Origin of the sequence: Pseudomonas sp. P9_31 (genome assembly GCF_034008235.1) — a bacterium.
Classification (GTDB): Bacteria; Pseudomonadota; Gammaproteobacteria; order Pseudomonadales; family Pseudomonadaceae; genus Aquipseudomonas.
This window is the reverse complement of sequence record NZ_CP125375.1, coordinates 5,950,187-5,976,730: the sequence shown is the minus strand read 5'-3', so window position 1 is coordinate 5,976,730 and position 26,544 is coordinate 5,950,187. Positions and strand designations below refer to the sequence as shown.

Annotated in this window: 25 protein-coding genes, 1 tRNA gene and 2 pseudogenes; 16 read left to right on the top strand and 12 right to left on the bottom strand. The window is 54.0% G+C overall.

Going from position 1 to position 26,544, the window contains the following annotated elements; all coding sequences use genetic code 11:
* Nucleotides 1-105 precede the first annotated feature (105 nt).
* Entirely contained in the window at nt 106-651 is a 546-nt protein-coding gene (rfbC, locus tag QMK51_RS26945; protein WP_320392558.1) for a dTDP-4-dehydrorhamnose 3,5-epimerase, read from the bottom strand.
* Between the two features lie 140 nt (nt 652-791).
* Nucleotides 792-1,316, bottom strand: coding sequence for a DUF3916 domain-containing protein (locus QMK51_RS26940; protein ID WP_320392557.1), 525 nt, complete (start codon nt 1,314-1,316; stop codon nt 792-794).
* Between the two features lie 221 nt (nt 1,317-1,537).
* Between QMK51_RS26940 and QMK51_RS26935 the strand changes: the two genes are divergently transcribed.
* The 10 genes from QMK51_RS26935 (at nt 1,538) to QMK51_RS26890 (ending at nt 11,101) form a co-directional block, all read left to right on the top strand.
* On the top strand, nt 1,538-4,450 hold the full coding sequence (locus QMK51_RS26935) for an aminotransferase (RefSeq protein WP_320392556.1): 2,913 nt from the start codon (nt 1,538-1,540) through the stop codon (nt 4,448-4,450).
* A gap of 242 nt (nt 4,451-4,692) precedes the next feature.
* On the top strand, nt 4,693-5,571 hold the full coding sequence (gene aguB / locus QMK51_RS26930) for an N-carbamoylputrescine amidase (RefSeq protein WP_320392555.1): 879 nt from the start codon (nt 4,693-4,695) through the stop codon (nt 5,569-5,571).
* Between the two features lie 3 nt (nt 5,572-5,574).
* Nucleotides 5,575-6,681, top strand: a complete 1,107-nt coding sequence (gene aguA / locus QMK51_RS26925) for an agmatine deiminase (protein ID WP_320392554.1) — start codon at nt 5,575-5,577, stop codon at nt 6,679-6,681.
* 245 nt (nt 6,682-6,926) lie between these two features.
* The gene (locus QMK51_RS26920) at nt 6,927-7,139 is read left to right on the top strand and encodes a hypothetical protein (RefSeq protein ID WP_030129326.1); all 213 of its coding nucleotides are present in this window, start codon (nt 6,927-6,929) and stop codon (nt 7,137-7,139) included.
* Between the two features lie 359 nt (nt 7,140-7,498).
* The gene (locus QMK51_RS26915; RefSeq protein ID WP_258698024.1) at nt 7,499-8,170 is read left to right on the top strand and encodes a DsbA family protein; all 672 of its coding nucleotides are present in this window, start codon (nt 7,499-7,501) and stop codon (nt 8,168-8,170) included.
* 17 nt (nt 8,171-8,187) lie between these two features.
* Complete coding sequence (locus QMK51_RS26910; protein ID WP_258698023.1) at nt 8,188-8,583, top strand: nuclear transport factor 2 family protein; 396 nt, start codon at nt 8,188-8,190, stop codon at nt 8,581-8,583.
* Nucleotides 8,584-8,885: 302 nt separating this feature from the next.
* Nucleotides 8,886-9,632, top strand: a complete 747-nt coding sequence (locus QMK51_RS26905; RefSeq protein WP_258698022.1) for a 2OG-Fe dioxygenase family protein — start codon at nt 8,886-8,888, stop codon at nt 9,630-9,632.
* Between the two features lie 46 nt (nt 9,633-9,678).
* Nucleotides 9,679-10,092, top strand: a complete 414-nt coding sequence (locus QMK51_RS26900; protein WP_258700806.1) for a GNAT family N-acetyltransferase — start codon at nt 9,679-9,681, stop codon at nt 10,090-10,092.
* On the top strand, nt 10,089-10,805 hold the full coding sequence (locus QMK51_RS26895; RefSeq protein ID WP_258698021.1) for an AzlC family ABC transporter permease: 717 nt from the start codon (nt 10,089-10,091) through the stop codon (nt 10,803-10,805). The genes QMK51_RS26900 and QMK51_RS26895 overlap by 4 nt, the downstream gene beginning before the upstream one ends.
* Nucleotides 10,784-11,101: an AzlD domain-containing protein gene (locus tag QMK51_RS26890; RefSeq protein ID WP_258698020.1), complete on the top strand. Its 318-nt coding sequence runs from the start codon at nt 10,784-10,786 to the stop codon at nt 11,099-11,101. Before QMK51_RS26895 ends, QMK51_RS26890 begins: the two co-directional genes overlap by 22 nt.
* Here QMK51_RS26890 and QMK51_RS26885 read toward each other — a convergent pair.
* Complete coding sequence (locus QMK51_RS26885) at nt 11,018-11,944, bottom strand: LysR family transcriptional regulator (protein ID WP_320392553.1); 927 nt, start codon at nt 11,942-11,944, stop codon at nt 11,018-11,020. The genes QMK51_RS26890 and QMK51_RS26885 overlap by 84 nt on opposite strands.
* 636 nt (nt 11,945-12,580) lie before the next feature.
* Here QMK51_RS26885 and QMK51_RS26880 point away from each other — a divergent pair.
* The 6 genes and pseudogenes from QMK51_RS26880 (at nt 12,581) to QMK51_RS26855 (ending at nt 16,628) form a co-directional block, all read left to right on the top strand.
* On the top strand, nt 12,581-12,991 hold the full coding sequence (locus tag QMK51_RS26880; RefSeq protein ID WP_320392552.1) for an MbcA/ParS/Xre antitoxin family protein: 411 nt from the start codon (nt 12,581-12,583) through the stop codon (nt 12,989-12,991).
* Nucleotides 12,991-13,668, top strand: coding sequence for an RES family NAD+ phosphorylase (locus QMK51_RS26875; RefSeq protein ID WP_320392551.1), 678 nt, complete (start codon nt 12,991-12,993; stop codon nt 13,666-13,668). Before QMK51_RS26880 ends, QMK51_RS26875 begins: the two co-directional genes overlap by 1 nt.
* 431 nt (nt 13,669-14,099) lie before the next feature.
* Nucleotides 14,100-14,321 (top strand): tautomerase family protein, encoded by a 222-nt coding sequence (locus QMK51_RS26870; RefSeq protein WP_123361089.1) that lies wholly within the window; start codon nt 14,100-14,102, stop codon nt 14,319-14,321.
* A pseudogene (locus QMK51_RS26865) lies at nt 14,318-14,974 on the top strand (DsbA family oxidoreductase). The gene QMK51_RS26870 and the pseudogene QMK51_RS26865 overlap by 4 nt, the downstream one beginning before the upstream one ends.
* Before the next feature lie 43 nt (nt 14,975-15,017).
* Nucleotides 15,018-15,728 (top strand): SDR family oxidoreductase, encoded by a 711-nt coding sequence (locus QMK51_RS26860; RefSeq protein WP_320392550.1) that lies wholly within the window; start codon nt 15,018-15,020, stop codon nt 15,726-15,728.
* A 57-nt stretch (nt 15,729-15,785) separates the two neighbouring features.
* Complete coding sequence (locus tag QMK51_RS26855; protein WP_320392549.1) at nt 15,786-16,628, top strand: oxidoreductase; 843 nt, start codon at nt 15,786-15,788, stop codon at nt 16,626-16,628.
* A gap of 236 nt (nt 16,629-16,864) precedes the next feature.
* On the opposite strand, the gene QMK51_RS26850 is transcribed toward QMK51_RS26855, so the two are convergent.
* The 9 genes and pseudogenes from QMK51_RS26850 to QMK51_RS26810 all read right to left on the bottom strand — a co-directional run.
* On the bottom strand, nt 16,865-17,806 hold the full coding sequence (locus QMK51_RS26850; RefSeq protein ID WP_320392548.1) for a hypothetical protein: 942 nt from the start codon (nt 17,804-17,806) through the stop codon (nt 16,865-16,867).
* Nucleotides 17,807-19,837: a hypothetical protein gene (locus tag QMK51_RS26845; protein ID WP_320392547.1), complete on the bottom strand. Its 2,031-nt coding sequence runs from the start codon at nt 19,835-19,837 to the stop codon at nt 17,807-17,809. It lies immediately after the preceding gene.
* An 18-nt stretch (nt 19,838-19,855) separates the two neighbouring features.
* Nucleotides 19,856-20,806: a hypothetical protein gene (locus QMK51_RS26840; protein WP_110622836.1), complete on the bottom strand. Its 951-nt coding sequence runs from the start codon at nt 20,804-20,806 to the stop codon at nt 19,856-19,858.
* A 13-nt stretch (nt 20,807-20,819) separates the two neighbouring features.
* Entirely contained in the window at nt 20,820-22,130 is a 1,311-nt protein-coding gene (locus QMK51_RS26835) for a hypothetical protein (protein WP_320392546.1), read from the bottom strand.
* Between the two features lie 239 nt (nt 22,131-22,369).
* A complete protein-coding gene (locus QMK51_RS26830; RefSeq protein WP_320392545.1) occupies nt 22,370-22,699 on the bottom strand; it encodes a hypothetical protein in 330 nt (109 codons plus the stop codon).
* Nucleotides 22,696-23,676: an integrase domain-containing protein gene (locus QMK51_RS26825; protein WP_200659275.1), complete on the bottom strand. Its 981-nt coding sequence runs from the start codon at nt 23,674-23,676 to the stop codon at nt 22,696-22,698. The genes QMK51_RS26830 and QMK51_RS26825 overlap by 4 nt, the downstream gene beginning before the upstream one ends.
* Nucleotides 23,677-24,588: 912 nt before the next feature.
* Nucleotides 24,589-25,911, bottom strand: coding sequence for a tyrosine-type recombinase/integrase (locus tag QMK51_RS26820; RefSeq protein ID WP_320392544.1), 1,323 nt, complete (start codon nt 25,909-25,911; stop codon nt 24,589-24,591).
* Between the two features lie 172 nt (nt 25,912-26,083).
* A tRNA-Thr gene (locus tag QMK51_RS26815) sits at nt 26,084-26,159 on the bottom strand.
* A gap of 78 nt (nt 26,160-26,237) precedes the next feature.
* Nucleotides 26,238-26,534 (bottom strand): annotated as a pseudogene (locus QMK51_RS26810) (FkbM family methyltransferase); the annotation flags it as partial.
* Between the last annotated feature and the right edge of the window lie 10 nt (nt 26,535-26,544).

Genomic DNA, 26,544 nt, shown 5'->3' with positions numbered 1-26,544 from the left:
AGCATCAAGCGCCTATGGATATAGACGCATTATGCCTAGGCTTGCGGGCGCAGTCTGCGCACCTTGGATCAAGTGCGCGCTGGCGGTGAAAATTCAGACAGGAATTCAGGAAAAGACTTCAGCGTCCTTCAAGAACGCGGCGGCCTGGTCCTTGGCGGACAACTGCGGTGCTTCGTCCAGCTGCCAGTCGATACCCAGGTCCGGGTCGTCCCAGCGAATGCTGCGCTCGGCCGACGGGGTGTAGTAGTCGGTGGTTTTGTAGAGGAACTCGGCGAAATCACTCAGTACCACGAAACCATGGGCAAAACCTTCCGGCACCCAGAGTTGGCGATGGTTGTCGGCGGACAGGCGCACCGCGACCCATTGGCCAAAATGCGGCGAGCTGCGGCGAATGTCCACGGCCACGTCCAGCACTTCACCGGCGGTGACGCGGACCAGTTTGCCCTGAGTGTTTTCCAGCTGGTAGTGCAAACCGCGCAGTACGCCTTTTTGCGAGCGGGAATGGTTGTCCTGAACGAACTGGGTGTTCAGGCCGGTTGCTTCTTCGAAAGCCTTGGCGTTGAAGCTCTCATAGAAGAAGCCGCGCTCGTCACCAAATACCTTGGGTTCGATGATCAGAACACCGGGGAGGTCGGTGGTGACTACATTCATAGTGTTTCTCCAGCAATAGGCGTTAATGGCCGACATTCTTACGCAAAGTGACGGCTGGCGCGAGTGGTGCGGTGGTTCAGGCGATAAAGTTCGTGAAGTCGCTGTGTTCCATCAGTAAAAAACTGGTGATCTCTCACCTGTCAATCGACCTCACCGAAATACCACTGCTCGGCTTCATAGGGTTGCCCGTCGCAATCTTCAGCGGTATAGCGCAATCCTCTTTCCTTCATCCCGTCCGGAAGGACGAGACCCCATTCCGTTGCGAGGCTTTTGTCCGTTCGGCAGTGCTCACTGTCGATTGGCGGGATATGACCTCGATGGTAGTCCAGATTGGTGTAAATGCAGATTTCGCTGGTGAACATATCCGGTAGGCAGATGACCGTAACTATTCGACAGTCGATAGCATTTTCAGACCTGGCTTGGCGTATGTGATGCGCTGCATTGATCATTTGTTGGGCGCATTCTTTGCGTATGGCAGTGGTCGCTTGTTTACCCTCTACCAGTGTTGTGAGAACCGGAATTTTCCAGTTGCAGTATTTCTGTTCGAGAGTCAGATCGTCCGGGAAATAGCCCTCGAAGCGAGAGGCCCAAGCTGCAAGCGCTTTCAATCGACGTGGGATGTTGCGGACTTTTTTGCTTGAGAGTGCAAGGCGGCGCATCGTCATGGTGTCGACTTTATCCTGGACAGTTGATGGATCCCTTTAGGCTTTAGGTTGGAATCAGGAGCAGTGAAAGGCAATCCGAGATTGCTGTAGGAAAGTTCATCTGAGTAATCGCTGACTGGAAACCATCCCCAATACCGCCGTCCCCACTGGTATAAGGGGGGTTGCGTATAGCCCCAAGCGGTGGCGATATAAGCGCCTAATACCATTTCAGGGGTCGTTGTATGCCGCTCGCCACGTTGATTCACCGCGCCAGTCTGCCCAGCCCGCAGGTGTCTGCGGCGCAAGCGCTTGAGCTGCTGGAAGAGCATTACGGGTTGAGCGGGCGGTTGCAGGCTCTAGGGAGCCAGCAGGATCTCAACTACCGCGTCGACAGTGAGCAGGGGCGTTTTGTCCTGAAAATCTGCCGTGGCGATTATTCGGCGCTGGAGCTGCAAGCCCAGCACGCTGGGCTTAAACATTTGGCGGAGCACCCCGGCGTGCAGGTGCCGCGAGTGATCCCTGCCAGGAACGGTGCAGATCTTCTCTCTCTGGACGTCGGTGGCCAGGCGGTGCATGTACGCCTGCTCGATTACATCGACGGCCAATCCCTGACGCATCTCGATCATCTAAGCCATTCAGTGGTTGCCGGTTTCGGTCGGCTTTGCGGCGAAATGGACCTGGCGCTGACCGGTTTCGATCATCCGGGCCTTGAGCGCACCCTTCAGTGGGACGCTCGCCACGCCAACGCGTTGATTGCGCATTTGCTGCCGGTGATCAAGGACGACCAGCAACGAAAACGGATGGCTGAGAAGGCTGAACAGGCCGAGCGCCATTTGCAGCCTTTGGTGAATAAGCTGCCGGTGCAGGCAATTCACATGGACGTCACCGACGACAACGTGGTCTGGCAGCGTGATGCGCAACGCCAATGGCAATTGCAGGGGGTGATCGATTTCGGCGATCTGGTCCGAACCTGGCGGATCACCGATCTGTCGGTGACCTGTGCCGCGCTGCTGCACCATGCCGATGGCGATCCGTTCTACATTTTGCCGGCGGTTCGGGCTTATCACACGGTCAATCCGTTGCAGCATGAAGAGTTGCTGGCGCTCTGGCCGCTGATCGTTGCGCGCTCGGCGGTGTTGGTGCTCAGTGGCGAACAGCAGGTCAGCATCGATCCGGGCAATGAGTACAGTCGCGACAACCTGACCCATGAGTGGGAAATTTTCCGCGTTGCCACATCGGTGCCGTTGGCGTTGATGGAGGCGGCGATTCTTTCCACGGTCGGTCAAAGCCTGCCGGGCATCGACAGTGAAGGCTTCGCGCCCTTACTGCCGAGCCTGGTGGGGCGTGAATTTGCGTTGATCGATTTGGGCGTGCTCAGTCCGCATTTCGAGGCGGGTAACTGGGAGCAGCAAGGGATCGATCTGCGCCTGTTGACGGAAGCCGCCGCCGCTCACGGTCTGGCGGCCAGTCGATATGGCCAGTATCGTCTGTCCCAAACCCGACCGGACAGCGCCAGCGAACCGGACACTTTCCCGCTGCACGTTGCGTTGCAAGTGCCTGACGGCACAGCGGTCGAAGCGCCGTTTGCCGGGGTCATCCATATACAGGGGGAGAACTTGCTGCAACTGGACGGCCCAGAGCTCAGCGTTCGGTTGTGGGGTGTAACCCCCTCGGTGCGCAGTGGTGCGGCGTTGGTCAAAGGCCAGGTGCTGGGTTCGGTCAGCGGGCCGTTGAGCGTGCAGTTGTGTCGAAGCGCTCAGCTCGACGCACCGTTGTTTTGCACGCCTACGCGCGCCGCGGCCTGGCAGGCGTTGTGTCCTTCACCCGCCGCGTTACTCGGCCTGGCCTGCGATGCACAAGAGGAACTCGACCCGCAGACGTTGCTGGCCCGCCGGGATGCGAGTTTCGCTCGCTCCCAAAAACATTATTACGTCGACCCGCCGCGTATCGAGCGTGGCTGGCGCAATCACCTGATCGACATGCAGGGCCGCTCCTACCTCGACATGCTCAACAACGTCGCGGTGCTCGGTCATGGTCATCCACGCATGGCCGCCGTCGCTGGCCGGCAGTGGTCGTTGCTCAACACCAACTCGCGCTTTCACTATGCGGCGATTGCCGAGTTTTCCGAACGCTTGCTGAAGCTGGCACCGGACAACATGGACCGGGTATTTCTGGTCAACAGCGGCACCGAGGCCAATGACCTGGCGATCCGCCTGGCCTGGGCCTACAGCGGCGGTCGCGACATGCTCAGCGTGCTGGAGGCGTATCACGGCTGGTCGGTGGCAGCGGATGCGGTCTCGACCTCGATTGCCGACAACCCCCAAGCCTTGAGCAGCCGTCCCGACTGGGTGCATCCGGTGACGGCGCCGAACACCTATCGCGGCGAATTCCGCGGCCCGGACAGCGCGCCGGACTACGTGCGCAGTGTCGAACACAACCTGGCGAAAATCGCCGGGCAGAAACGCCAGCTGGCGGGCTTTATCTGTGAGCCGGTGTACGGCAATGCGGGCGGTATCTCGCTGCCGCCGGGCTATCTGAAGCACGTCTATGCATTGGTTCGCGCGCAGGGCGGGGTGTGCATCGCCGACGAGGTTCAGGTCGGTTACGGCCGCATGGGCAAATTTTTCTGGGGCTTCGAAGAGCAGGGCGTGGTACCGGACATCATCACCATGGCTAAAGGCATGGGTAATGGCCAACCGTTGGGCGCGGTGATCACTCGCCGGGAAATCGCCGAAGCGCTGGAGGCCGAGGGTTATTTCTTCTCGTCCGCTGGCGGCAGCCCGGTCAGTTGCCGGATCGGCATGGCGGTGCTGGATGTGATGGAAGAAGAAAAGCTCTGGGAAAACGCCCAGGTCGTTGGCGGGTATTTCAAGGAGCGTCTTGAAGCGTTGATCGACCGGCATCCGTTGGTGGGGGCGGTGCATGGTTCCGGCTTCTATCTGGGCGTGGAGTTGATCCGCAATCGAGAAACCCTTGAACCGGCGACTGAAGAAACCACGGCGCTGTGCGATCGCCTTCGTGAGTTGGGGATCTTCATGCAGCCGACGGGCGACTACCTGAACATCCTCAAGATCAAACCGCCGATGGTTACGTCGCGTCAGAGCGTGGATTTCTTTGTCGACATGCTATCGAAGGTTCTCGAGGAAGGTCTGTAAACACATACCCCTGTGGGAGCGAGCAAGCTCGCTCCCACAGGGATTGCATTTAAATTCGATTATTATCCGTGTTAAGTGAGTTGTATTTGATGAATTTAGTATTTATCGCTTTAAAAGCCGATTTTTATCGGCTATAAAGTCGCCACTGCCCACGGTGTGGATGAACCGCGCCTGGTGCTGCCTCTTTCTGTCACCGGTCGATGCCACCCTCGACCCTCAAGCGCTCGCCCAGGAGCCGATTCATGAGCCGTACCGTTACCGTCGCCGCTACCCAGATGGCCTGTTCCTGGGACCTTGAGGCCAACATTGAAACCGCTGAGAAGCTGGTCCGTGAGGCCGCGGCGAAAGGCGCACAAATCATCCTGATTCAGGAACTGTTCGAAGCTCCGTACTTCTGCCAGAAGCCGAACCCGGATTACCTGCAACTGGCCACGTCGGTCGAAGACAACGTCGCCATCAAGCACTTCCAGAAAGTCGCCAAAGAACTGCAGGTCGTTTTGCCGATCAGCTTCTACGAACTGGCCGGCCGCGCGCGTTTCAACAGCATTGCGATCATCGATGCCGACGGCAGCAACCTCGGGATTTATCGTAAAAGCCACATCCCGGATGGCCCTGGCTACCACGAAAAGTATTACTTCAACCCGGGCGATACCGGCTTTAAAGTCTGGAACACCCGTTACGCGAAAATCGGCGTGGGCATCTGCTGGGATCAGTGGTTCCCTGAGTGCGCCCGCAGCATGGCGCTGCAAGGCGCGGAAATCCTGTTCTACCCGACCGCCATCGGCAGCGAGCCACACGACAAGACCATTTCGTCCCGCGACCACTGGCAGCGCGTGCAACAAGGCCATGCCGGCGCCAACCTGATGCCGCTGATCGCCAGCAACCGCATCGGTAACGAAGAGCAGGACGGCTACGACATTACCTTCTACGGCTCGTCGTTCATCGCCAACCAGTTTGGCGAGAAAGTCCAAGAGCTGAACGAAACCGAAGAAGGCATTCTGGTTCACAGTTTCGACCTCGATGAGCTGGAACACATCCGCAGCGCATGGGGCTCGTTCCGTGACCGTCGTCCGAACCTGTATGGCGCGATCAAAACCCTCGACGGTTCCCTGGAGTCCTGAACCATGACCACTTTGAACAGCACCCCTCGCACCGACGGCTTTTACATGCCAGCCGAATGGGCACCACAGACCCAGACCTGGATGGTCTGGCCCGAGCGTCCGGACAACTGGCGCCTGGGCGGCAAGCCGGCGCAGGCCGCCCACGTGGCGGTGGCCAAGGCCATCGCCCGATTCGAACCGGTGACCGTGGCGGTTTCCGCTGGCCAGTACGAAAACGCCCGTGCCCGTCTGGATGTGCCGAATATTCGTGTGGTTGAGATGTCCAGCGATGACGCCTGGGTTCGGGATACCGGCCCGACGTTCGTCATCAACAACCGCGGCGAAGTCCGTGGCGTGGATTGGGACTTCAATGCCTGGGGCGGTTTCGACGGTGGTCTGTATTCGCCGTGGAACCGTGACTCGCAGGTGGCGGGCAAGATCCTCGAAATCGAGCGCAGCCCGCGCTACCGCACCGAGGGCTTCGTGCTTGAGGGCGGTTCGATCCACGTCGACGGCGAAGGCACCCTGATCACTACCGAAGAATGCCTGCTCAACCGCAATCGCAACCCGCACATGAACCGTGCGCAAATCGAAGCGGTGCTCAGCGCAAATCTGGCTGTGGATAAAATCATCTGGCTGCCGGACGGTTTGTTCAACGACGAAACCGACGGCCATGTGGATAACTTCTGCTGCTATGTGCGTCCCGGTGAAGTGCTCTTGGCCTGGACCGATGACCCGCAGGACCCGAACTACCCGCGCTGCCAGGCGGCAATGAACGTGCTGCAAAACAGCACCGATGCCAAGGGGCGCCCATTCACGGTGCACAAAATGCCGATTCCGGGGCCGCTGTACGCGACCGAAGACGAGTGCGCTGGCGTGGATCCGGTAGACGGCACTCAGGAGCGCAATCCAACCGTTCGTCTGGCCGGCTCTTATGTGAACTTCCTGATCGTCAACGGCGGCATCATCGCGCCGAGCTTCGACGACCCGTTGGACGGCCCGGCCAAAGAGATTTTGCAGAGCTTGTTCCCGCAGCACGAAGTGGTCATGGTGCCAGGTCGCGAACTGTTACTTGGGGGCGGTAACATCCATTGTCTTACCCAACAACAGCCCGCTCCGCACAAGGAGTGAGTGAGGTCGTAACAGCTTGAGTTGATTGAAAAATCGATTTAGCAACGATTTTGCCTCGTCGTTTCGCGCGAAGCCCGCAGCCCATCAGGACTGCGGGCTTTTTTGTATCCACTTGTCGACACTTCGAAAACATTGGCACAGCTCTTGTATCTTCGATGGCGCAACACGGGGAGGGAGAGAACTTCGATGTTCTGTCATAAACCTTGGATAAGTTAGCCGCTCACAAACCAGGAGAGAGCGCTGAGATGAACGCCGAAATGAATGTCGTGAGCGAGCGGGCACTGCATCCCCTGGCAGTTAACAGCGAATCGCTCCAGGTCCTGGCGCAGTGGTTGAAGTCCAATGGAACGCGTCAGATCAGAGAACCTGATCCGCGCCGGATGATGATCGAGCGCTACCCCGCTGGTTTATTCAGCGAGGCGGAACTGGAAGCATTGTGGGATGTGATGGAAGGATAAGAAGAAAAACAACGGATTGATAAAAGCGCTGCCGGGAAGGCGGCGCTTTTTTATGGGCGAAGGATTTTTTGTAATCACTGAAAATCAACTGTGGGAGCGAGCCTGCTCGCGATGGCGATCTTACAATCAACGAATATGTTGAATGTAATGGCCTCATCGCGAGCAGGCTCGCTCCCACAAGGTTTTGCATTGTTTAGAAGATATAGGTTCCGGTCATGTCGGCCATAACCTGGAGGAAAACCAAAAGTATTCGACCGATTCATGAAACAGACTGAAAGCCATTCCAGCGTTTTTCCGAAACAGTCTGGGGATTAATCTGCTGGCATTGAGTTTTCCTACCTTTTTGCCGGAGCCTTCCTATGATCCTTCACTACATTTACGACCCGTTGTGCGGCTGGTGCTACGGCGCCAAACCATTGGTGCAGGCTGCCCAAGCCGTGTTGCCGGTAATCGCCCACGGTGGCGGCATGATGACCGGTGCCAACCGCCAGAGCGTTTCGCCACAGCTGCGTAACTACGTGATGCCCCATGACCGACGGATCGCCGAGTACACCGGCCAGCCGTTTGGCGAGGCGTATTTTGAGGGGTTGCTGCGTGATTCGACGGCGGTGTTCGATTCCACGCCGCCGATTGCCGCCGTGCTGGCGGCCGAGCAGATCGCTGGACGCGGCCTGGAGTTGCTGGGGCGTTTGCAGACGGCTCATTACATGGAGGGTCGACGCATCGCTGACGAAGCCGTTCTGCTGGAACTCGCCATACAAACAGGTCTTGAACTTGAGGCCTTCCAACAGGCGTTCAATAAAGCCGACACGGATCGCCATATCAAGGACAGCCGTACACTCTTGGCCAACGTCGGCGGTCAGGGTTTCCCGACCTTTGCACTGGAACAGGATGGCCAGTTCACCCTGATCGATATCGGTCCCTGGCTCGGCAAGCCGCAAGCCTTCGTCCAATGGTTGAGCCAGTCGCTTGCGGTAAAAGAGTCTTCATCCGCGTTTCAAGTCTGTGGCCTCGACGGCTGCGCCCATTGAACTCACCTGGAGTCACCATGGATAACCTGAGCCTGATCAAAAGCACCTACGAAGGCGCCAACTCCCAGGAGAACGCGCGCAACACTGCCGCGGCGCTGGCCGATGAGGCCCAGTGGACCGAAGCGGCGGGATTTCCGTACGCCGGGACCTACGTCGGTTTCGACGCTATCGTCGAAAACGTCTTCAAGCGTTTGGCCACCGAGTGGGAAGGTTTTCAGTTCAAGGTCGAGAATTACGTTGCACAGGGCGACAAGGTATTTGCCTACGGCAATTACAGCGGCGTCTACAAAACCACTGGCCGCGCGATGAACGCCCGAGTCGCTCATTTGTGGACTCTGGCCAACGGAAAAGTCACGCATTTTGAACAATTCGTCGACAGCCACACTGTGCAATTGGCTATCGCTGACAGGTGATTTCTTAGACGTTTTTCGCCTGTTTACCCGTTCAAGTACGTCGTGCAAAGTGGCCCGATCAACATCTTCTGAAGATCGGCTGAGTTGTTCAGACTCGATAAAAAAACCGACAGGCTCGGTTTTTTTTCGCCTCATGACCGTAGAAAAACACTGAAAAGGGCTGTTTTCGATCGTAAAAAGTCGAATTGAAGCAATTTTATACTGCGTTTCAAGCGACGCTTGATATGCCTGAAATTCTTTCTCATGGGCCGCCAATCCTGCGCCTACTAGATTAGGCCGCTAAATGCAGCGGAGACCTAGTAATGATCGTTTTGAATAGAGAAGTTGGCGAATCGCTACGACGCGACAAGTATGTCAATGTCCAGGGAGCCGACTTCAATCTCTTCGGTCATTTTTCCGACTTCGTCAGATTGACCAAAAGTTGGGAAAGCATGGAGCCGGACAGTTATTACGGCCAGGCCGATGCAGGCATGCGTTTCCGTCGTTACAGCGATTTCGAATACAACCCGGTCACCCGCGATTTGAAGCAGTTGGAGCACCGCGCCTACGTACAATCGAAGGCCAACAACAGCTACGTCGGCGGACTGGAGCGGCACTTTCAGGACTTCTCCAATGAGGTCATTAATTCGCCGGTGATGCGCAGCCTCATCGATGCGGATTTCGAGGTGTACAAACACGTATTGCCGCCGGAGTTGCACGACGAAATCTGGCAATGCCAGATCCATCAGATCCGCATCGAGATCAAGCCGGGCAAGCAACTGGAAATCACCCCGGAAGGGATTCATTGCGACGGTTATCCGTTCAGTGGTGTGCATTTCTGGGGCCGTAACAACGTGGAGGGGGCGGAGAGCCGTTTGTATTCGGCCCAAGAGGAACAGCTGGCGGCGACGACCTATCTGGACATCCTCGACACCACCTACTTCCTCGATCGCGACATGCGTCACTACGTGACACCGGCACGCAACACCCATGCCCACGAAATGGCCTATCGGCAGATTCTGGCCATTTCCTTCTCGCGGCCCGGGACCGCTTTCGACATTGTTCGCTGAACAGCTAGACCCGATGATGAACATCGCCGAGTGTTCTGCACCGGTGATGCTGCAGCGCGCGACGGCCAAGGACGCCCAACGCCTGGAGCGCTTCTTTCGGCAATTCGAAGAAGTGTCGTTCTGTGAATGGCAGGACGCCAAATGCCTGCGCGGTGTGTTGGTGCAGCAAACCACCACCGCGTTCCTCGCGCTCGATGTCCGTGGCGAAGTGGTCGGCGCGGTGTTGGGCGGCATGCTCGGCAGCCGTGGCACCATCAATCACCTGGCGGTGAGCCCGTTGTATCGCAGCCAGGGCGTCGGTCAACGCCTGGTGGAAGCGGCATCGGCAGACATGAAACGGGTGGGTGTACTGCGGATGTTCCTGTTCGTCGACGATGCTAATCTGGCCGGCAAACGCTTTTGGAGTGCCCAGGGCTTTTGTGAGCCGCGCGGCGAAACTACCTTTGAGAGGGACCTATGAATGAGACGTCCAGCAGCCAGCCGCTGATGGTCGAGCCCCTGCCCTCGCGCACCTTTGCTGAAGCCAGCCCGGTAGTGGCGGGTTACTTCACGGTGTCGTTTGTGTTTGGTTTGATGGCCGTCAATGCCGGGTTGCCCGTGTGGCTGCCGGTCGCGATGTGCCTGTTCGTCTACGCCGGTGCCTCGCAGTTCGCCGCCCTGGCGCTGATCTCCAGTGGTGCGTCGCTGACCACCATCATCCTCACCACGTTTCTGATCAATGCGCGGCATATGCTGATGTCGGTCTACATGGCCAAGGCCCTGCAAGCGCTGGGGCTCAGTCGCCTTGAGCGCTGGTGTTATGCCGGCGGGCTGACCGATGAATCGTTCGCTTTCCACAGCGTCAAACTGGGCAAGGGTGCACCGGTCAATGTGCGTTACCTGATCGGCTTCAATCTGTATTGCCATACGTCGTGGGTGATCGGCGGTTTGCTGGGGGCGATTTGCGCCCAGTACGCGGCGCACCTGATCAAGTACCAGCTCGATTATGCGCTGACGGCGATGATGCTCTACGTGTTGGTATCGCTCTGCAACACCCGTAAAAAATTGATCGCCGCACTGGCAGCGGTCGCCTGCATGGGCGTTCTGAGCCTGATCGGCAACTCACCCTTCAACGTCTTCATCGCCACATTCGTGGGCTGCGGGGTGGGTGTATGCCTGACCAAACGTTCCTGATCCTGGTCGTCGCACTGATGATGGCCGTGACCTTCCTGCCGCGTGCGTTGCCACTGCAGGTGAACACTGATCATTGGCCACCCCTGGTCGCCCGGGCGCTGGAGTTTCTGCCGGTGGCGATCGTCGCTGCAATCAGCCTTACGCCCCTGTTGATCAAGGATCAGCATGTGCAGCTCGATCGCCCGGAATTCTATGCAGCCATTCCGACGTTGTTATGTGCGTATTTCAGCAAAAACCTCTTTCTCAGCGTAGCGGTGGGAACGGTTGCGTACATCGCGCTCGGATCGTTCATGTAGCGGCAGAGCTACCACGTCATTCAAGGCCTGGCCCGACAACTCTGGGTTATTGATCGCGAGCCGCACTTCGAGGGAGTCCTCGAAACCCGGGAAAATGGTCAAGCCGTTACGCAGGGCCGCCTCACGGGAAACCATGCCCAGGCCGTCCATTTGCGTGATCAATGACAGGGTCAGGGTCTCGCTGCAGGAATAGATCATCCGTTTGCCTGACTCGTAATTGCCAAGGCCCGCGTCGAGAAAGCGCAAGAAACTGTGGGAATACGGACAATCGTCGGCCGGCCGAACCTGAAACTTGTTGCCGAGCAGCACCAGCGGGTCGTTTTCCTGACCGCAATGAGCGCCGACCACCTGCACCTGCACATAGGGCAGGGCGATGCTGGGTAACCCCGGTTGTTGCGGCCCGATCAGCACGGCCAGGTCGAAGTCCTCATTCTTCAACTTGCTGAGGTTTTCCATCGACTCGGCGTAGCTGAACTCCAGTTGATAGTCGGGAAACACCTCAATGAGGCGTCCGATCATGCGCCGGTTGAAGTCGGCCGAGAGCGTGGTGTTAAGTGCAACTTTGAGCGTGCGCTGCCCAGGCACTTTGAGCGTGGCGACTTTCTCTTCCAGTTGCCGTGTGGCGACCAATACCTTGTCCATGTAGGGCGTGAGCTCCGTGCCCTGCGTTGTTAGAGTCAGCCCCTTGTTGGAGCGACGAAACAACCGAAAACCGAACTGCTCTTCGACCTTGTTCAACTGCGCAGCCAATGCCTGCACGCTCAAACAGGAATGCTCTGCCGCCGCCGACAATGAGCCGGTCTGCACGATGCGCATGAGGTTGCGTAAGGTTCTGCTATCCATTTGGGTAATGCCCTCTAAAGTGGGCTGGCTATTGTTGTGTACCTTGCCGCCCGGTGGGCGTCGGTCGCGTGCTGGCTATGATCCTGCAGCTGAGCATGCTTGTCCCGAGTTTAGTAGCGAAATGACTCCGCGTCCGATGGCTGGAGGCTTACACAGGATCGGGTTTTTTGGCGGGGGGGGCGGCTGATCGGGGTCAAAAAAACGGCCCGGATGGGGGAGGTGTGGGCGTTTTTTGAGTGTTGGTTGATCAAGAAACCTTTTCCCAAGGCAAAAAAAAGCAGCCTGGATCAGGCTGCTTTCATGAAAAGGTGCTTGATATTGTGCTCCCTCAAGCAGGGGAGAAGAGGTCTCACCAGGCGCCGATTTCCAAGTCATCAACGAGGTTCCTACGCCGACTATTGCCACTTGGAGGCAGTCGGTTTCGCGCTCTCGATTTAATTCTCTGCCCCTATTGTGGGGGTGTCAACGTGCGTGTTGGACCGTGTGTCGGCATCTTTTCAGGCTGCGGAAAATCCGGCGTGAAAGCTCTTTTCGAAGAGGGGACAGATAAATACGTATGCGAATTAAAATTTCATTATTGTTCGTATCTGTACTAGTCTGAAATCACGACATCGTAAACCCAAGGAGGCCATCCCCATGCCTGCCTCATCCACTGCCTTAAGCCCACAGCAACAACTCGATACCCCCGAAGCCGGTCGAGTCGCGCTGAAGTTTTTCTTCAACCTCATGGAGCGTTGGGGCTGCACTGCCGAGCAGCAACGCACGCTCCTGGGCAAAGTCGGCAATACCACCTTCTACAAGTACAAACACCTGCCGCCCAACGTGCGCCTGCCCCACGACACCCTGGAGCGCATCTCGTATTTGATGGGCATCCACAAAGCCCTGAGCATCATCTTCAGCAACAGCCGCGAGCGAGCCTACACCTGGGTCAGCAGCCCCAACACCGCCGCGCCGTTCAATGGCCAGTCGGCGCTGTCCTACATGCTGGCCGGCCGCGTGGTCGACATCGCTGACGTGCGCCGCTACCTCGACGGAGTGCGCGGTTGATGGCGCCGGAGCTGGCCGACCCGCAATGGCCGCGGGCCTACCGGATCGTCAACAGCTGCTTCCCGCCGATCTCGTTGTTCGAAGACGTGCTCGACCCCGAAGACCTGTCCACCGCCTACGCCCTGGAAGCCCTGACCAATGATCGGTTGATGGAAGAAGCCGGTGTACTCTCCCGCGTGCGCCCCGAAGACCGCATCTCCGGCCCGGGCTCCACACCGGTGATGGCCGCGTTCACCCACATCGGCAAAACCAGCCGCTTCACCGATGGCACCTTCGGCGTCTACTACGCCGCCAGCAGCCAGGCCGCCGCCATCGCCGAGACGAGCTATCACCAGGAACGCTTCCTCGCCGCGACCAACGAACCGGATCTTGAGTTGACCATGCGTACCTACGTCAACCGGGTGGTCAAACCCTTGCACGACATCCGAGGCGACTACCCGCACCTGCACGACCCGGATCCCAACGCCTACGGTCCGGCCCAGGCCTTTGCCCGACAACTGCGCGAAACCCTCTCATGGGGATTGCTCTACAACAGCGTTCGTCTGCCTGGTCATGAATGTGTTGCCGCGTTTCGACCGCCGGCCGTGTCCATTCCGAGGCAAGGGAAGCACATTCGGTACGTGTGGAGTGCGAGCAGCCGGAAGATTTCGTTTGTGTTTGAAGTCAGCGAGATGTGAGCTCAACGAAGTACAAGAAGCCCCGATTGACTCGTAATGCTGTTCATTTAGGCGAGACTCTTCAGTCATGCTTACCTTTGTGGCGAGCGAGCTTGCTCGCGCTGGGCTGCGTAGCGGCCCCAAAAATCTGACAACCATTGCCGATATTTGTGAGTGCTACGCACTCAAGCGGGAGCAAGCTCCCTCGCCACAAGTTCCTCGAAAATACGATGAGGTTTGTCAGCACGGATTGAAGCCGTTTTGATCGCTGGTGATGAACCTTACGGTTAGGCCATATTTTCCGGTGGCGTCTCCAATCAATATCGACGTAGTCATTACACCAAGTAACTAATGATGTTCCCGCCCCCACCTTTATCCCCCTGACCCAACCTCATACATTCCTCTCCAACGCCTCCCCATCATTCCGATGAGAAGGTCACTGGAGACTCATCATGCCTTTTGTCAGCGTACGCATTACCCGCGATGGCGTTACCTCAGAGCAGAAAGCTCAGGTGATCGCTGAAATCACTGAAACCCTGGAACGCGTCCTCAACAAACGCCCGGACCTGACACACATCGTGATCGAAGAAGTCGATACCGATAACTGGGGCTATGCCGGGATCACCACTACCCAGTACCGAAAACAACTGGCTGAGGAGCAGGGGCAGTCATGACCGCGTCCGTCACCATCGATTTCATCTCCGACGTGGTGTGCCCATGGTGCGCCTTGGGCGCGACGGCGCTGGAGCAAGCGATCGAGAACGTGGCGGGTGAAGTCTCGGTCGAGCTGACCTTCAAGCCTTTCGAGCTGAACCCGGATATGCCGGTGGAAGGCGAGAACGCGATCGAGCACTTGATGCGCAAATACGGGCGCAGCGCCGAGGAAGTTGCCGCCGGCAAAGCGATGCAAATCGCTCAAGGCGAGGCCATCGGGTTCAAGTTCGATCTGGAGAAGCGCAGCCACTTCCATAACACCTTCGATGCTCACCGGTTGCTGTTGTGGGCATTGCAGGAAGGGCGGCAGGTCGCACTTTAGAAAGCCTTGCTGCGTGCTTATTTCACCGACGGCCAGAACCCGAACGATCGCGAGACGCTGGTTCGACTGTCGGCGGAAGTGGGGTTGGATGCAGCGAGCGCGCGTGAGGTGTTGGTGTCCGGAGCATTTGCCAGGGAAGTGCGTGAGCTTGAGGCGTTTTATCGCGAGCGCGGCATCAATTCGGTTCCGGCCATGGTGCTCAACGGTCGTCACCTGGTGTCCGGTTCGCAATCGGTCGAGTACTACGAACAGATGTTGAGACAAATGGCGCAGGCGCCTGTTGAAGCCTGATTAATCACCTTTTCAAACCATCATTTATCAGTTGAGGTTCATCATGAGCAATTCGAAAAAAGTCATCGTTATTACTGGCGCCTCCCAAGGTCTCGGCGCAGGCATGGTCAAGGCTTTCCGTGATCTCGATTACCGGGTAGTCGCCACTTCGCGTTCGATCCAGCCATCCACCGATCCGGACATCCTCACCGTTGCCGGCGACATCGGCGACCCGGCGATCGCCCAGCGAGTCGTCCGTGAAGCGATCGCACGTTTCGGCCGCATCGACACCCTGGTCAACAACGCCGGAATCTTCGTCGCCAAACCGTTCACCGCCTACACCCAAGAAGACTACGCCGCTGTGCTGTCGGTGAACCTGAATGGCTTCTTCTACATCACCCAACTCGCGATCACCGAGATGGAAAAACAAGGTAGCGGCCACGTCGTCAACATCACCACCAGCCTGACGGACCACGCCATCGACGGGGTACCGTCGGTACTGGCGTCGTTGACCAAGGGTGGTTTGAACGCGGCGACCAAATCCCTGGCCATTGAGTACGCCAAGCGCGGGATTCGGGTGAACGCGGTCAGCCCAGGCATCATCAAAACGCCGATGCATGGTGAGGAAACTCACGAAGCACTGGGGAATCTGCATCCGGTTGGGCACATGGGTGAGATCGGCGATATTGCGCAGGCCGTCGTCTATCTGGACAGCGCCAACTTTGTCACCGGCGAGATCTTGCATGTCGATGGTGGGCAGAGTGCGGGTCACTAAGAGCCGTCCACAGCGCCGTCGATCAATGCCGACGGCGCTGTCATTGGAGCGCGCACTATGAGCACTCAAGTACACAAGGTTTTTCTGATCACCGGTGTCAGTTCAGGTTTCGGCCTGGCGTTTTCGCAAGCCGCATTGGCGGCAGGGCATACGGTGGTGGGTACGGTGCGGCGCGAATCCGAGTGTGCCGCGTTCGAGGCACTGGACGCCCATCGAGCCAAAGCGTTCGTGCTCGACGTCACCGATTACCCGGCAATCGAGCCGCTGGTAGCCGATGTCCTGCGCGAGGTGGGCCGGATCGACGTGTTGGTGAATAACGCTGGCTATGGTCATGAAGGCATTCTCGAGGAATCGCCACTGACTGAAATGCAGCGCCAGTTCGATGTCAATGTGTTTGGCGCGGTGGCCATGATCAAAGCGGTTCTGCCCGGTATGCGTGAGCGGCGCAGTGGGCACATCATCAACATCACCTCCATGGCCGGCTTCATCACCTTGCCGGGAATCGCCTACTACAGCAGCAGTAAATTCGCCCTGGAAGGTGTCAGCGAAGCGCTGGCTAAAGAAGTAGAAAGTCTGGGTATCCACGTGACCGCTATGGCACCTGGGTCGTTCTGTACCGAATGGGCGGGGCGCTCGATGATCCGTTCCGGTCGCACTTTGAGTGACTATGACCCGGTGTTCGATCCGCTCCGCAAGGGGCGTAAAGAGAAGAGTGGCAAGCAGGCTGGTGATCCGCACAAGGCGGCGCAGGCATTGTTGACCCTGGTCGCCGCCGAAAAGCCGCCGGTTCATCTATTGCTAGGCAAGGATGCGGTAAGGCTGGTGCACGAAAAGAATGCGCAACTTCAGGCGGAAATCGACGACTGGGAGCACCTTTCGGTGTCGACGGCGTTCGACTGATTACCGCTCTTGCTGCAAAAAATCAAAGCCCCAGAAACAACAAAGCCCTCGCATTCCTGCGAGGGCTTCGTTTTGTATGGTGCGGCACCAGGAGTCGAATCTGAAAAAATATGTCAGAAAAATCATGGCGTTAAAAAATATTGACCTTACTCTCTATCTCTAAAAGTATCCTGAACCATTGTCCCTAAATGGAATTCATAGGCTCAGGCTAAGCGCGGAACAATGTGAAATATTAACTAAAACTCGATGGTGTAAGTCCATAAGCGCTTTAATCCACTGCTAGTTTCCCTGCTGTAAGTTATGCACTCGGGCAACAGCAACGTCACACCTTGACGAGGTCTCCCTTCATAAAGCCAATAAAGGGAAAATCCTAGAGTTTGGATTTTTGTTGAGAGAGGTGATAAGTATATGTTCGCTTCTGCAACATTGCTGTCAATGCCATTTACGATTTTCGAAATGATACCAGCTGTTGTGAACGGATCATTTGCGGGGGCGAAATGACGATTGTTTATCCAAGCACTATCGAGCGCTGAACCACCGCCATCCGATGCTCTCAGTGCACTTTGTTGATACATATCCGGGCTAAGAGACGGAAATGAAAAAATTGGATAAATTACCGCCCCTTCTTTGTTGTCGGCAACTTCACCAATTAACTTGTGATCATACCCTACGTTAATTATTAAGTGATCTTGACCACTTTTGTTTCCATACATTCCTCTCACCGGACGGGGCACTCCAGTGGTGGCCGTGCTAAAAGATGTGTCCTCTTGTTTGGTATAGTACATAGGCTCGGAGTATAGGGCTGTGAATTCTTTCACACCCATAAAGGCCAGTTTTGCAGTTAAAAATATCAATACATGGCGCATGAACCCCGTAGTATCGATACAAATCTGCTTATCCGTGACGTCACCGATTTCCTCTAGAATTGCATTTACTTGAGCAATTTCATTATGATCATCAGGGCACACCTTTGGATTTTCGTCTGGATACTCCAACGGTAGGTACTGATACTCTGGATGTATCAGCCAGATTTTTTTCTCTGACCGCACTTCAGCGAAGACCTTTCCAACTCGATAGCTCGAATTGTATGCAGAAACAAATATGTCGAATTTTTGAAGTTCTTCCGGGATTCTATCGGTACGAATCGGACGCCTGTAAAATAGTGAATAGTCAATCATTTAGAATAAAGCTCCCTGAGGAGTGTCATCCACGGCTGCTTTGGAAATAGTATTCCACTTTTGCTCTAGGCGTTTTAAGAGTATGTCAAAGTCCTCAGAGCCTTGGGCATCAAAAACCGCCGAAAGAAGTTCTTTATTTAGGCTTATATCTCCTCTTCTCGAAATGGGGAGCGACCATTTAGGAGATAGGAGAGGATTAAGCTGAATTTTTCGATTAAGCTTCTGGCTGTTTCTATCTGGACGCCCATCCGTCATCTCAAAAACAAGCGAGTAGTTCAACGCGTTTTGCAGTACTTTTTTTGCTCTAGCTGTTAAGTCATCGTCTGAGAAGCTAAAAGCAAGAGGCGAAACTTCAGGTATATTTATCGAAAAACGTGCGGTTCGAAGAATAGAAGCTAAGCGACTAATTGCCGCTAAAGCTATATCTGAGTCTTGACCAAAATTGGTGTCTGACTCATACATGAAACGGGCGGAATCGGACGCAGCCTCGGTTTGCAGTTCCAAAGATAGTTTCTGGCCGGATACAAAGTCCACGCCCCGGAATGTAGCTATGTCATACGCTTTGCCTAGAATAATTAGCAGGTTTCTAGGATTGCCTGAAGACATTTTTACGAAGTTTTCAAATCCCGCGTACAACACTCCTCTACCAGAGGGCGCCTCTTTACAGATTTGAGCAAATAGATCGGAAGCATAATGGCCATATGCATTCGAGTAATAATTCTTTGACCGAGTTTCAGGGTTTATATATGAGCGAGCGTCAGCTTGAATACTTTCAGCTAAAGCTAGCGGCTGGGCACCTTTCTTACATTTCTTCATAAATAACAATACATTTAGCTTTTGTATTATTAAGGGGAAGTCTTGAGTTAGTAACTCGGCTATTTGTTCGGCGCTTTGTTGAGCCCCTGGCTTGTCGCTGGTAGCGTTGTAGAGTGCAGAAACGAATGAGTGTACGAATGAACGCTCTGGTGAGGGTGATTTTAGCTTTTCGATGACCTCCGCATAAAAATTGCTATTCGGAATATCCTCGAAACAAAGCGCTGGATTAAATACTTGTCCAGTTGTAGTAGACGAATTTGGTTTCAACGCAATGTTGGCAGATTGTAGTCTCTTGATTACAAATCTTTTTGCGAAGTCCTGAAATTTTATATCTTCACTTAACAGAATATCGTCAAGAAAGGTCGTCTTGAACTCAGCGCCTTCGCGATTTTCCTCGCCATCGGCCAGAGTCTTTAACGTCTTGATTGCGTATCGCCGGCCTGTTACTCGAAAGGTCGCTAGAGATTCACCATACCGAATGAGTGAGTTTACTACTTGTTGTTGGTGAAGTGAAAAATTCTCTATTTCATCTATCAAGTATAATAAAGGTATTTCCGCAAGCTGGGGGTGCCATTTGTGCATTGCCTTACTTATAGGAAGGCAGAGAGAGCCGATAGAAAAGGGCGCCCTCAGTTCAAGATTCCCACTAAACGCCGCATTATTTACCGCTTCGTCAATATTTCGGCGCTGCAATATTACCCAGTTGCGAAACTCGTGAATAGTTCGGCATTCGTCAAGTCCGGTTCCGAATAGAGTTGATTTTATTTCGTTGAGAAATAAATCGTCATTGAACTCTGACGCTGTGGATGTCAGCTTTATATCGCACAGAGCCTCTAGAACACCCTCTGCGAGTCTTAGTTCTAAATATACGCCGAAGAGTTGCTGCCAGTTTATAGAGATGCCAGAGCTAGCTTCAAATCTGGTAGCATCAACACCTGTTGCTCTTAAGAATACTGCAAGAAATTTCTGTCTTTTTAATATCGATATTCCGCTCTCATTCGGTGAGCGCAATCGAATCACGGGGTAGGAATAGTATCTTAAAAGATGAGTTTTCCCCGTGCCTTTCCCACCGAGTATGAACTTGGAAACTCTAGACTTGGGCTCGATAATGGTATTAATTATCTCAGGTGTGCCCAACTCCGTCCAAAGGGAATTTATCTGCTTGTCAGTGAAGTCTGACGCACGAGCCAGAGTAAAAGGATTTTCTGTGGCCATTTGAGTCCGCCCTTAACGTTACTGTTTATGGTAGCGCACGAATGCAGGTGCCCATGGTATTTGTCCACTTACTGCCCAGAATATCGGTGGAACGTTATCAGGTGTATTGTGTGAGAAACTTATTAATAACTGCCCATTTTTATAACCGAACGGATGATTCGGCCACAGTTTTTTTCCATAATCTTCAGTAAGGTCGAACATTTTTTGTCTATCAAACCAGGGAGGACTTGTCGAAAAATAGCGCGAGTCGGCGTCGAAAGCCTTAAACGAGTCGTCGAGCTCGAAAAGACACATCGCTTTTCCATCAAATAGCTTCGACTCATTTAACTTGGATAAACCTGCAGAAGTAGCGAACAGCGACATAAATCGTATGTCGATCGATGGGTTAGTGGCTTTTATACCACTGAGATACGGCGTTAGATATTCGCTAGCTTGTGTCCCAGACCCAACGATGTCATCAAAAAAGACGAGGCGGGTTATTTTCTTTTCGCGTATATCATAGAGAATCTCGCTTCTGTCTCGGCTCACTTGATAAGTTAAAGCGGCAGCAAGATCTACAAATAAGTCTTTGGATAAGTAATTGACTTGTCTGAAGTAATAAAGCAAATGAGCGCCGCTCTCTGACGGATTGCCTACACCGATGAATCGAGTGCTATTCAACTCGAGTGTGTAAGCATTATCAATAATCCGGTGATCAAGCGTGCCGTTAAAATTTCGGCGAATTCTTTGCCGCATAGGAGAGTAAAAGTGGTCTCGGTAAAGAGACTTTAACATTTCCCTCACTAGCCGTTTTCCAAAGTACATATATCTGGAGATTGCAAAGATCGCGTAAAGCTGTTCCTCTGATTTTTCGAGAAAGCTTCCATCAAAATTATTGAGCCAAGCTTCGATTTCAGCCCAGGTCACCTCGCTATCCCAAGCGTGATTGATTAAGGTGCGAATTTTTGACTCTAGTAAAATCTTTTCCATGATTGAAAGGCTCTCACTTTGAGAAGACCAGAACACTTTCTCTTGAGATGACAGATGCGGTTTTATTTCGCTTTGTCATCAATCCGCGAGATTTTATATGATCGATTAAGCTTAGCTCTAATTTTAATCCCAAGGAAGATAGGGTTTGGATTGTGAACTCATCATTCCTCAGGACCTCTTCACATACTTGGTTGTTTCCAGTTACTAGGACGATATGTCCACCTTTTTGGGTGACTCTTGCCATCTCTGTCAGAGCCTGCTTCATTTCGAAAAGATATTGCCGAGTAATAAATGAACGTAGTTCATTTCGAGCGTTGATCTTTATCAAAAGATCCTCGAATGTGTCCGGAAGTTCACCCTCGTACAACTTTTTTCTGATAGCAGGCGCGTGCTCTCGACCGATGGATTTATCTTCCAATGTAGTAAGCTTTGCTGGCTCGACAAAACCAAGCCAATTCAATGAAATACTTGACGCGCGGATATATTTTTGCGCGCTACCATAGGGTGGCGATGTGACTATAAGCGGGACCTGGGAACTGCTGTTTTGCAGGAAGTCATTGCTAGAGAGATTTCTCGCGTCGTTACTTATTATCTGTGCTGATTGTCGACTTGGAAGCGCATAATTTGCCGCGGTTACACGGTCAATGTTTGAAAGCGATACTTTTACAAACTCTCCCAGAGGCGACGCTTCTTCTATCCAAGTAAGTCGAGAGTTTATTCTAGCGTTCGTCACATCGCTAAATGTTGGCCTAGTTTTCAAACGTACCGGTACTGAAATGGCTGGATCAGCATTACTAAAACGTCTAGCAGTTACCGAGAAGCAAATTCTAAAAAAGTCTCTAATTTCGACTTCTTCGATATCCATTACGGCCCGTAGTATTAACTCTAGCGCTTTCTTTCTCTCTGAAGAATACCAGAGATGGCTATTTACTATGGCGATTTCAGGTGCGGACTTATATCGTTTGCACTTGCGCGCGATTTGCTGCATGACGTCTGTCAAATATGCGCTGTCGTAGTTTTTAGTTTTGACTTTTGTGATGAGCAATGCAAGTGGATTTGCATCTGCTACATAAGGTAAACATCCTGCTAGCGAAGCCTCCAATGCAACGGTTCCAGAACCGCAGAATGGATCTAATACCACTTTTTCTTGCTGAAAAAAAACAGACGACCGAATAAAAAAGTTAGCGATATGCGGGATTAGCTTCGCTGGGTATGGATGTATTTGATGTGTAAACTGATCGCCCAGCTTTACCCAATCGACGAGAGACCTAAAATCTACTTCGAGAGGAGTCCCGGTTAGTTGGAAATCGTCTTTTAGGGACATATAGATCCCTGAAGAGTCTAGCGGCGCTTCCCCGGACGTAGATATTGAAGAATTTAGACCCTCCTCTATGGCCAAGACTGAATGTAATGTGCCCAATGTATTGCCTCTGAATTCTATAAACGCAACCTTGCGGGGATTATACATTTTGTTGGCATTGCAGACAATTGTAATTTTTGCTTTGTTGCTTGATTAAAAGTATTGCATGCATTTTAAGTTTTGAAGTTGTCGATTGGATTATCTTATGTTTCGAATTCTGTCTTTGTTCGAATATTTGGAGGTGTGTGTTGTTCTTTATTCCGGGCTGGAGTCGGGGGTTGTTTGCGTCTTTTAATAATTAAGTTTATTGTTAATTGGTAGTAATAAGCTGTTGAGGTCGCTTTGCTTTTTAATTGTGTGTCAATAAACCAATCCAGATGTTTTAGCTTCCATGTCCATGGATTGTTTTTATGCCAGCGTGTGGATATTGCGATTTGAATTATTTTTGCTTGGCTTATGTGCCGTTTGCGTGTGGCTTGTGACCCCTTTAGAACCCCGGCGAGGAATATTTCCATATTATATGGGGCGTTCATGCTGCGCCTCCAATATATGACGAAACTACATCCGTACGGCTGTGGCCAAGTTCGTAACTGATTATTTTTCGAGCTTCACGATCCTGGTTTTTGTCCAGATGAAAGCTATTTTCGGAATTAATTGGAGCTGGACGAAGCGTAATTTGCTTGTAGCGTTCGCATGCATAAGCCGCGCGTAATTCGTGGAAGCCTTTCAAACCATGATATTTAAGAAGTTTTCGGGCGGGTCGAACACAACCCTGCAGAAAGTCTCGGTAATTTTCATCGGGAAATAAAAGGTTTTTGCTGCCTTGAGGCGAAACACTTTGGGCAAAGGTGAGTGCGTTGAGGATGGAATCATCTACCGCGACCCAGCGTGGGGCCGATGCACCTGAGCGCCCACCTTTTGTTCCGTCCTGGATGTTGATTCTACCAATATGTCTAGCTTCACGTGTCAGGCGTGGTATGTCCGCCAAAATCGCCTCACGCAACCGCATACCAGTAGCTCTAGCCAGCTTGGTTATAGCTGCCGCGCGTAGCTGTCCTGCTTTGCAAAGAACGGTCACGATTTGCTTTACCTGATCGCGGTCTTGGCCTTGAGGTATTTTGGTGCGAACACTGGTGCGACGTTCGCCTAGCGCTTTGCTTGGACTCGGAACCCTCACAACCTGATCACCGCGAAGCGCTTCTAGTGTTCGGTTGACGCTAGACAATCGGTTTTGCGCGGTCGCGATGGCGAGCGCGCCAAGTTCAACTTGGTTTCGGAGATGGCTGGCGTAGTTCATCAGCGTCTGCCGATCTATCTGTCGAGCATCGTTGAATCCAGGTCCATCCTCTGATCGGCACCATCGCACAAACGCCTGCCAGCGATCACTGTGTGCTTTGACCGTGCCGTAATGCCCGCCGCCAAATAGATCTCGCAATGCCTGCGGCCCGGCATAACTTAGCTGCCGCCCATAGCCAAAATTCCGCCCATCTCGTTTACCTACCAACGCCATGATCAAACTCCTCTTGAAGTCCAAACGTTGAAGCTTTTTCCTCACGTCATCCCGCCAAGAATGTTGAGTGTTATCAGGGATCAAGGCCCCTGCGACCTGTGAGGGTTGTCCACTAGCGCGGGACTGGCGGCTCTTTACGACCGGGAGCTTGGGCATCTCATGATCTGGCCTCCTGAACATTTCCGAGGAAGTGGGCGGGTGGGGGCTGCATCGGCTGACGAAACCAACGCCGCGAGATCCTGAGTCGGGTGAAGGCAGTGATGCGATGACCGGGGCATGCCTGACTGTCAGTCAGGTGCAGTCCATTCCGTCGGCTGCGGCACCATCATCTGCATCGCTGTTGCTAGTGACTTCGGTGTTTGTCACGCCGATTGTCACGAGGGGGAATGCCGCAAAGCCCTGTACGAGTTGGGCTGCAGCAGCGGTAGGAGCGCCCGTCTCTTTCCGGAAGAAAGAGACGGGCGCAGGTTGGCGCAAGGAAATGGCCAAGCGGATAGGTTGCTGCAGCGCAGCTATGAAAGGGAATGAGTTGCCGCAGTGGGCACACTGATAAAAGTAGGCATCCATCACATCGCTGTGACCGTGCGAGCCGCCGGACGCTAATCGCACTTTGGGAGAACCACCACGGTGTGGCGTAGCCTTAAAGGTTCTGGCTACCTGGGGTGCTGTCAACGACAGCGCTTTGCCAGATCTTTTCTACGCCTGTGGATAATTCGGGGCAAGACTCGAATTTTCGGGAGTTCTGCGGCTGTGGATGAAATTATCCACCGGTGGAAATCAGTGGTTTTCCACAGACAGTTGCGCGGGCTTTAGATTTTTTAAGTGAGGTCCATCCAAACAGGGCGGCTTTGCAGCCCTGTTTGGATGGACCCGCGTGAACAAGCTGATCACTCAAATATGAAGACCGAGTGCTTACTCAGTTGCGCCACGTTTTGCTTTTAGGCGAGTGACGTTCGCTCCGGTCTGGTTCGCGAATTCGTGTGGAGTGACATGCTCCTGCCGGTTGGCCTCCAGGTACCGGCTCCACCAGTTCATGATCAGCCTGCGCTCCTCGATGAACTCGGCCTTGTGGATGTAAGCGGCGCGGACGTTGTTGCGCTCCTTGTGGCTCATCTGCCGTTCAATGGCGGTCTCCGACCACAATCCTGACTCGATCAGTGCGCTGCAGGCCATCGAACGAAACCCATGCCCGCAGATATCGGTTTTGGTGTCGTATCCCATCGTCCGAAGCGCGTTGTTCACAGTATTTTCGGACATGGGCTTCCAGGGTTTGGCATCACCTGCGAAGACCAATGCGAATTTACCTGTGAGTGCATGGATTTTTTCGAGTAGCTCCACGGCTTGCGGCGATAAGGGTACTAAATGGATATCCCCTGCCATCTTCGTACCCCTTGTGGAAAAGGGTACTCCCTCCAACGCTGGCCGAGTGTCGGGTATCTCCCAGGTGCCGCGCTTAAGGTCGAACTCGCTCCAGCGGGCGAAGCGCAGCTCACTGGAGCGGACAAACACATGCAGCGACAGCATCACCGTCAGACGGGTAAGTGCCCGGCCTTTATAGGTGTCGATCCGCTCCTGCAGTTCCGGCAGTCGCGATAAGGGTAGAGCGGGGCGATGTACCACCCGCGGGGCTTTGATCGAGCCTTCGAGATCGTAAGCAGGGTTTATGGTGATAAGCCGGAGGCGCTTTGCCTCGCGCATGATGCTCTGCAGGTAGTTTTGTACCCTTAAAGCAACGTCGATCGTTCCGCGCTTCTTGATCGCTTCCAAGGGCTGCATAAGGTCATGGGTGTCGAGATCAACAATGGCGCGTGCGCCAATCAGCGGGAATACGTGGGTTTTGAGGCGGCTCATCACAGTCTTGGAGTGGCCTGGTGCCCACTTGGCCGACATTTCCGTGTGCCAGTCCAGCGCAACGCTTTCAAAGGTTCTGCCTTTGATCACGGCTTCCGCCTTGGCTTGGTGCTTGGTCTCTATGGGATCAATGCCATCCGCCAGCATTCGCTTGACCTCCAAGCGCTTGCGGCGCGCATCGGCGAGGCCGATGACGGGGTAGTTGCCGAACGAGGTCAGTCCTTCCCGTCCGTCAGGTTTGAGGTAACGGAGCCGCCAGCCTTTGCGGCCATTGGGTTGGACTAGGAGGTAGAGGCCATCGCCGTCGAAAAGCTTGTAGGCGCGGTCTGTAGGTTTTGCCAAGCGGCAAGCTGCGTCGGAGAGCGGAGCTGTGGTGCGCGACATAAGGGTACTCCCTTTTATCGAAGTGACCTGTATCCCAAACTCTACCCTTAAAACGGTTGGAATCCACCGGTTTCTGACGGAAACCGATGGAACGCCAAAACGAAAAAACCCGCCAGAAGGCGGGTTTTTCGGGGGTTTCAGAGATTTTGAAAGCCTTCTCTGGAACCTTGTATGGTGCCGGCACCAGGAGTCGAACCCGGGACCTACTGATTACAAGTCAGTTGCTCTACCAACTGAGCTATACCGGCGTGTTAGGGCGACGATTATAGCGATTGGATTGGTTCTGTAAACCCCTGAATTCAGACTATTTTTGCGCAGACGTTTGGTCAGGCGCGAACCAGTACTTTCTTGGGTTTCTGAAGGGTGCGCCAGGCTCGGCTGTTTTGCATGGCTCGCAGTTGCGCTTCGGCGTGTTCGGCGCGTTGCAGGGCGGCGGCGAGGTGGTTTTCGGCGTCGGTAATGGGGTGGCTGAAGTTGTGGCCGCGGCAGAACTGGAAGTCGTCCAGGTTGCACGGCGGGATGTCGAAGGCGGGTTTGAGGGCCAGGTGTTCTTCGGCGAGGTAGTAGGTGTTGATGCCGTCGAACAGGATGGACTGGTAGCCGGCACCGGTGACGAGGGTTTCCGGTATAGCG

Bases quoted from the DNA above. Each gene is read 5' to 3' on its own strand.
- QMK51_RS26890 (WP_258698020.1), top strand. From the start codon at position 10,784: ATGCCTGACCAAACGTTCCTGATCCTGGTCGTCGCACTGATGATGGCC.
- QMK51_RS26885 (WP_320392553.1), bottom strand. From the start codon at position 11,944: ATGGATAGCAGAACCTTACGCAACCTCATGCGCATCGTGCAGACCGGC.
- QMK51_RS26920 (WP_030129326.1), top strand. From the start codon at position 6,927: ATGAACGCCGAAATGAATGTCGTGAGCGAGCGGGCACTGCATCCCCTG.
- QMK51_RS26860 (WP_320392550.1), top strand. From the start codon at position 15,018: ATGAGCAATTCGAAAAAAGTCATCGTTATTACTGGCGCCTCCCAAGGT.
- QMK51_RS26870 (WP_123361089.1), top strand. From the start codon at position 14,100: ATGCCTTTTGTCAGCGTACGCATTACCCGCGATGGCGTTACCTCAGAG.
- aguB (WP_320392555.1), top strand. From the start codon at position 4,693: ATGAGCCGTACCGTTACCGTCGCCGCTACCCAGATGGCCTGTTCCTGG.
- aguA (WP_320392554.1), top strand. From the start codon at position 5,575: ATGACCACTTTGAACAGCACCCCTCGCACCGACGGCTTTTACATGCCA.
- QMK51_RS26940 (WP_320392557.1), bottom strand. From the start codon at position 1,316: ATGACGATGCGCCGCCTTGCACTCTCAAGCAAAAAAGTCCGCAACATC.
- QMK51_RS26835 (WP_320392546.1), bottom strand. From the start codon at position 22,130: ATGTCCCTAAAAGACGATTTCCAACTAACCGGGACTCCTCTCGAAGTA.
- QMK51_RS26875 (WP_320392551.1), top strand. From the start codon at position 12,991: ATGGCGCCGGAGCTGGCCGACCCGCAATGGCCGCGGGCCTACCGGATC.
- QMK51_RS26910 (WP_258698023.1), top strand. From the start codon at position 8,188: ATGGATAACCTGAGCCTGATCAAAAGCACCTACGAAGGCGCCAACTCC.
- rfbC (WP_320392558.1), bottom strand. From the start codon at position 651: ATGAATGTAGTCACCACCGACCTCCCCGGTGTTCTGATCATCGAACCC.
- QMK51_RS26935 (WP_320392556.1), top strand. From the start codon at position 1,538: ATGCCGCTCGCCACGTTGATTCACCGCGCCAGTCTGCCCAGCCCGCAG.
- QMK51_RS26905 (WP_258698022.1), top strand. From the start codon at position 8,886: ATGATCGTTTTGAATAGAGAAGTTGGCGAATCGCTACGACGCGACAAG.
- QMK51_RS26840 (WP_110622836.1), bottom strand. From the start codon at position 20,806: ATGGAAAAGATTTTACTAGAGTCAAAAATTCGCACCTTAATCAATCAC.
- QMK51_RS26820 (WP_320392544.1), bottom strand. From the start codon at position 25,911: ATGTCGCGCACCACAGCTCCGCTCTCCGACGCAGCTTGCCGCTTGGCA.
- QMK51_RS26880 (WP_320392552.1), top strand. From the start codon at position 12,581: ATGCCTGCCTCATCCACTGCCTTAAGCCCACAGCAACAACTCGATACC.
- QMK51_RS26845 (WP_320392547.1), bottom strand. From the start codon at position 19,837: ATGGCCACAGAAAATCCTTTTACTCTGGCTCGTGCGTCAGACTTCACT.
- QMK51_RS26850 (WP_320392548.1), bottom strand. From the start codon at position 17,806: ATGATTGACTATTCACTATTTTACAGGCGTCCGATTCGTACCGATAGA.
- QMK51_RS26855 (WP_320392549.1), top strand. From the start codon at position 15,786: ATGAGCACTCAAGTACACAAGGTTTTTCTGATCACCGGTGTCAGTTCA.
- QMK51_RS26915 (WP_258698024.1), top strand. From the start codon at position 7,499: ATGATCCTTCACTACATTTACGACCCGTTGTGCGGCTGGTGCTACGGC.
- QMK51_RS26825 (WP_200659275.1), bottom strand. From the start codon at position 23,676: ATGGCGTTGGTAGGTAAACGAGATGGGCGGAATTTTGGCTATGGGCGG.
- QMK51_RS26830 (WP_320392545.1), bottom strand. From the start codon at position 22,699: ATGAACGCCCCATATAATATGGAAATATTCCTCGCCGGGGTTCTAAAG.
- QMK51_RS26895 (WP_258698021.1), top strand. From the start codon at position 10,089: ATGAATGAGACGTCCAGCAGCCAGCCGCTGATGGTCGAGCCCCTGCCC.
- QMK51_RS26900 (WP_258700806.1), top strand. From the start codon at position 9,679: ATGCTGCAGCGCGCGACGGCCAAGGACGCCCAACGCCTGGAGCGCTTC.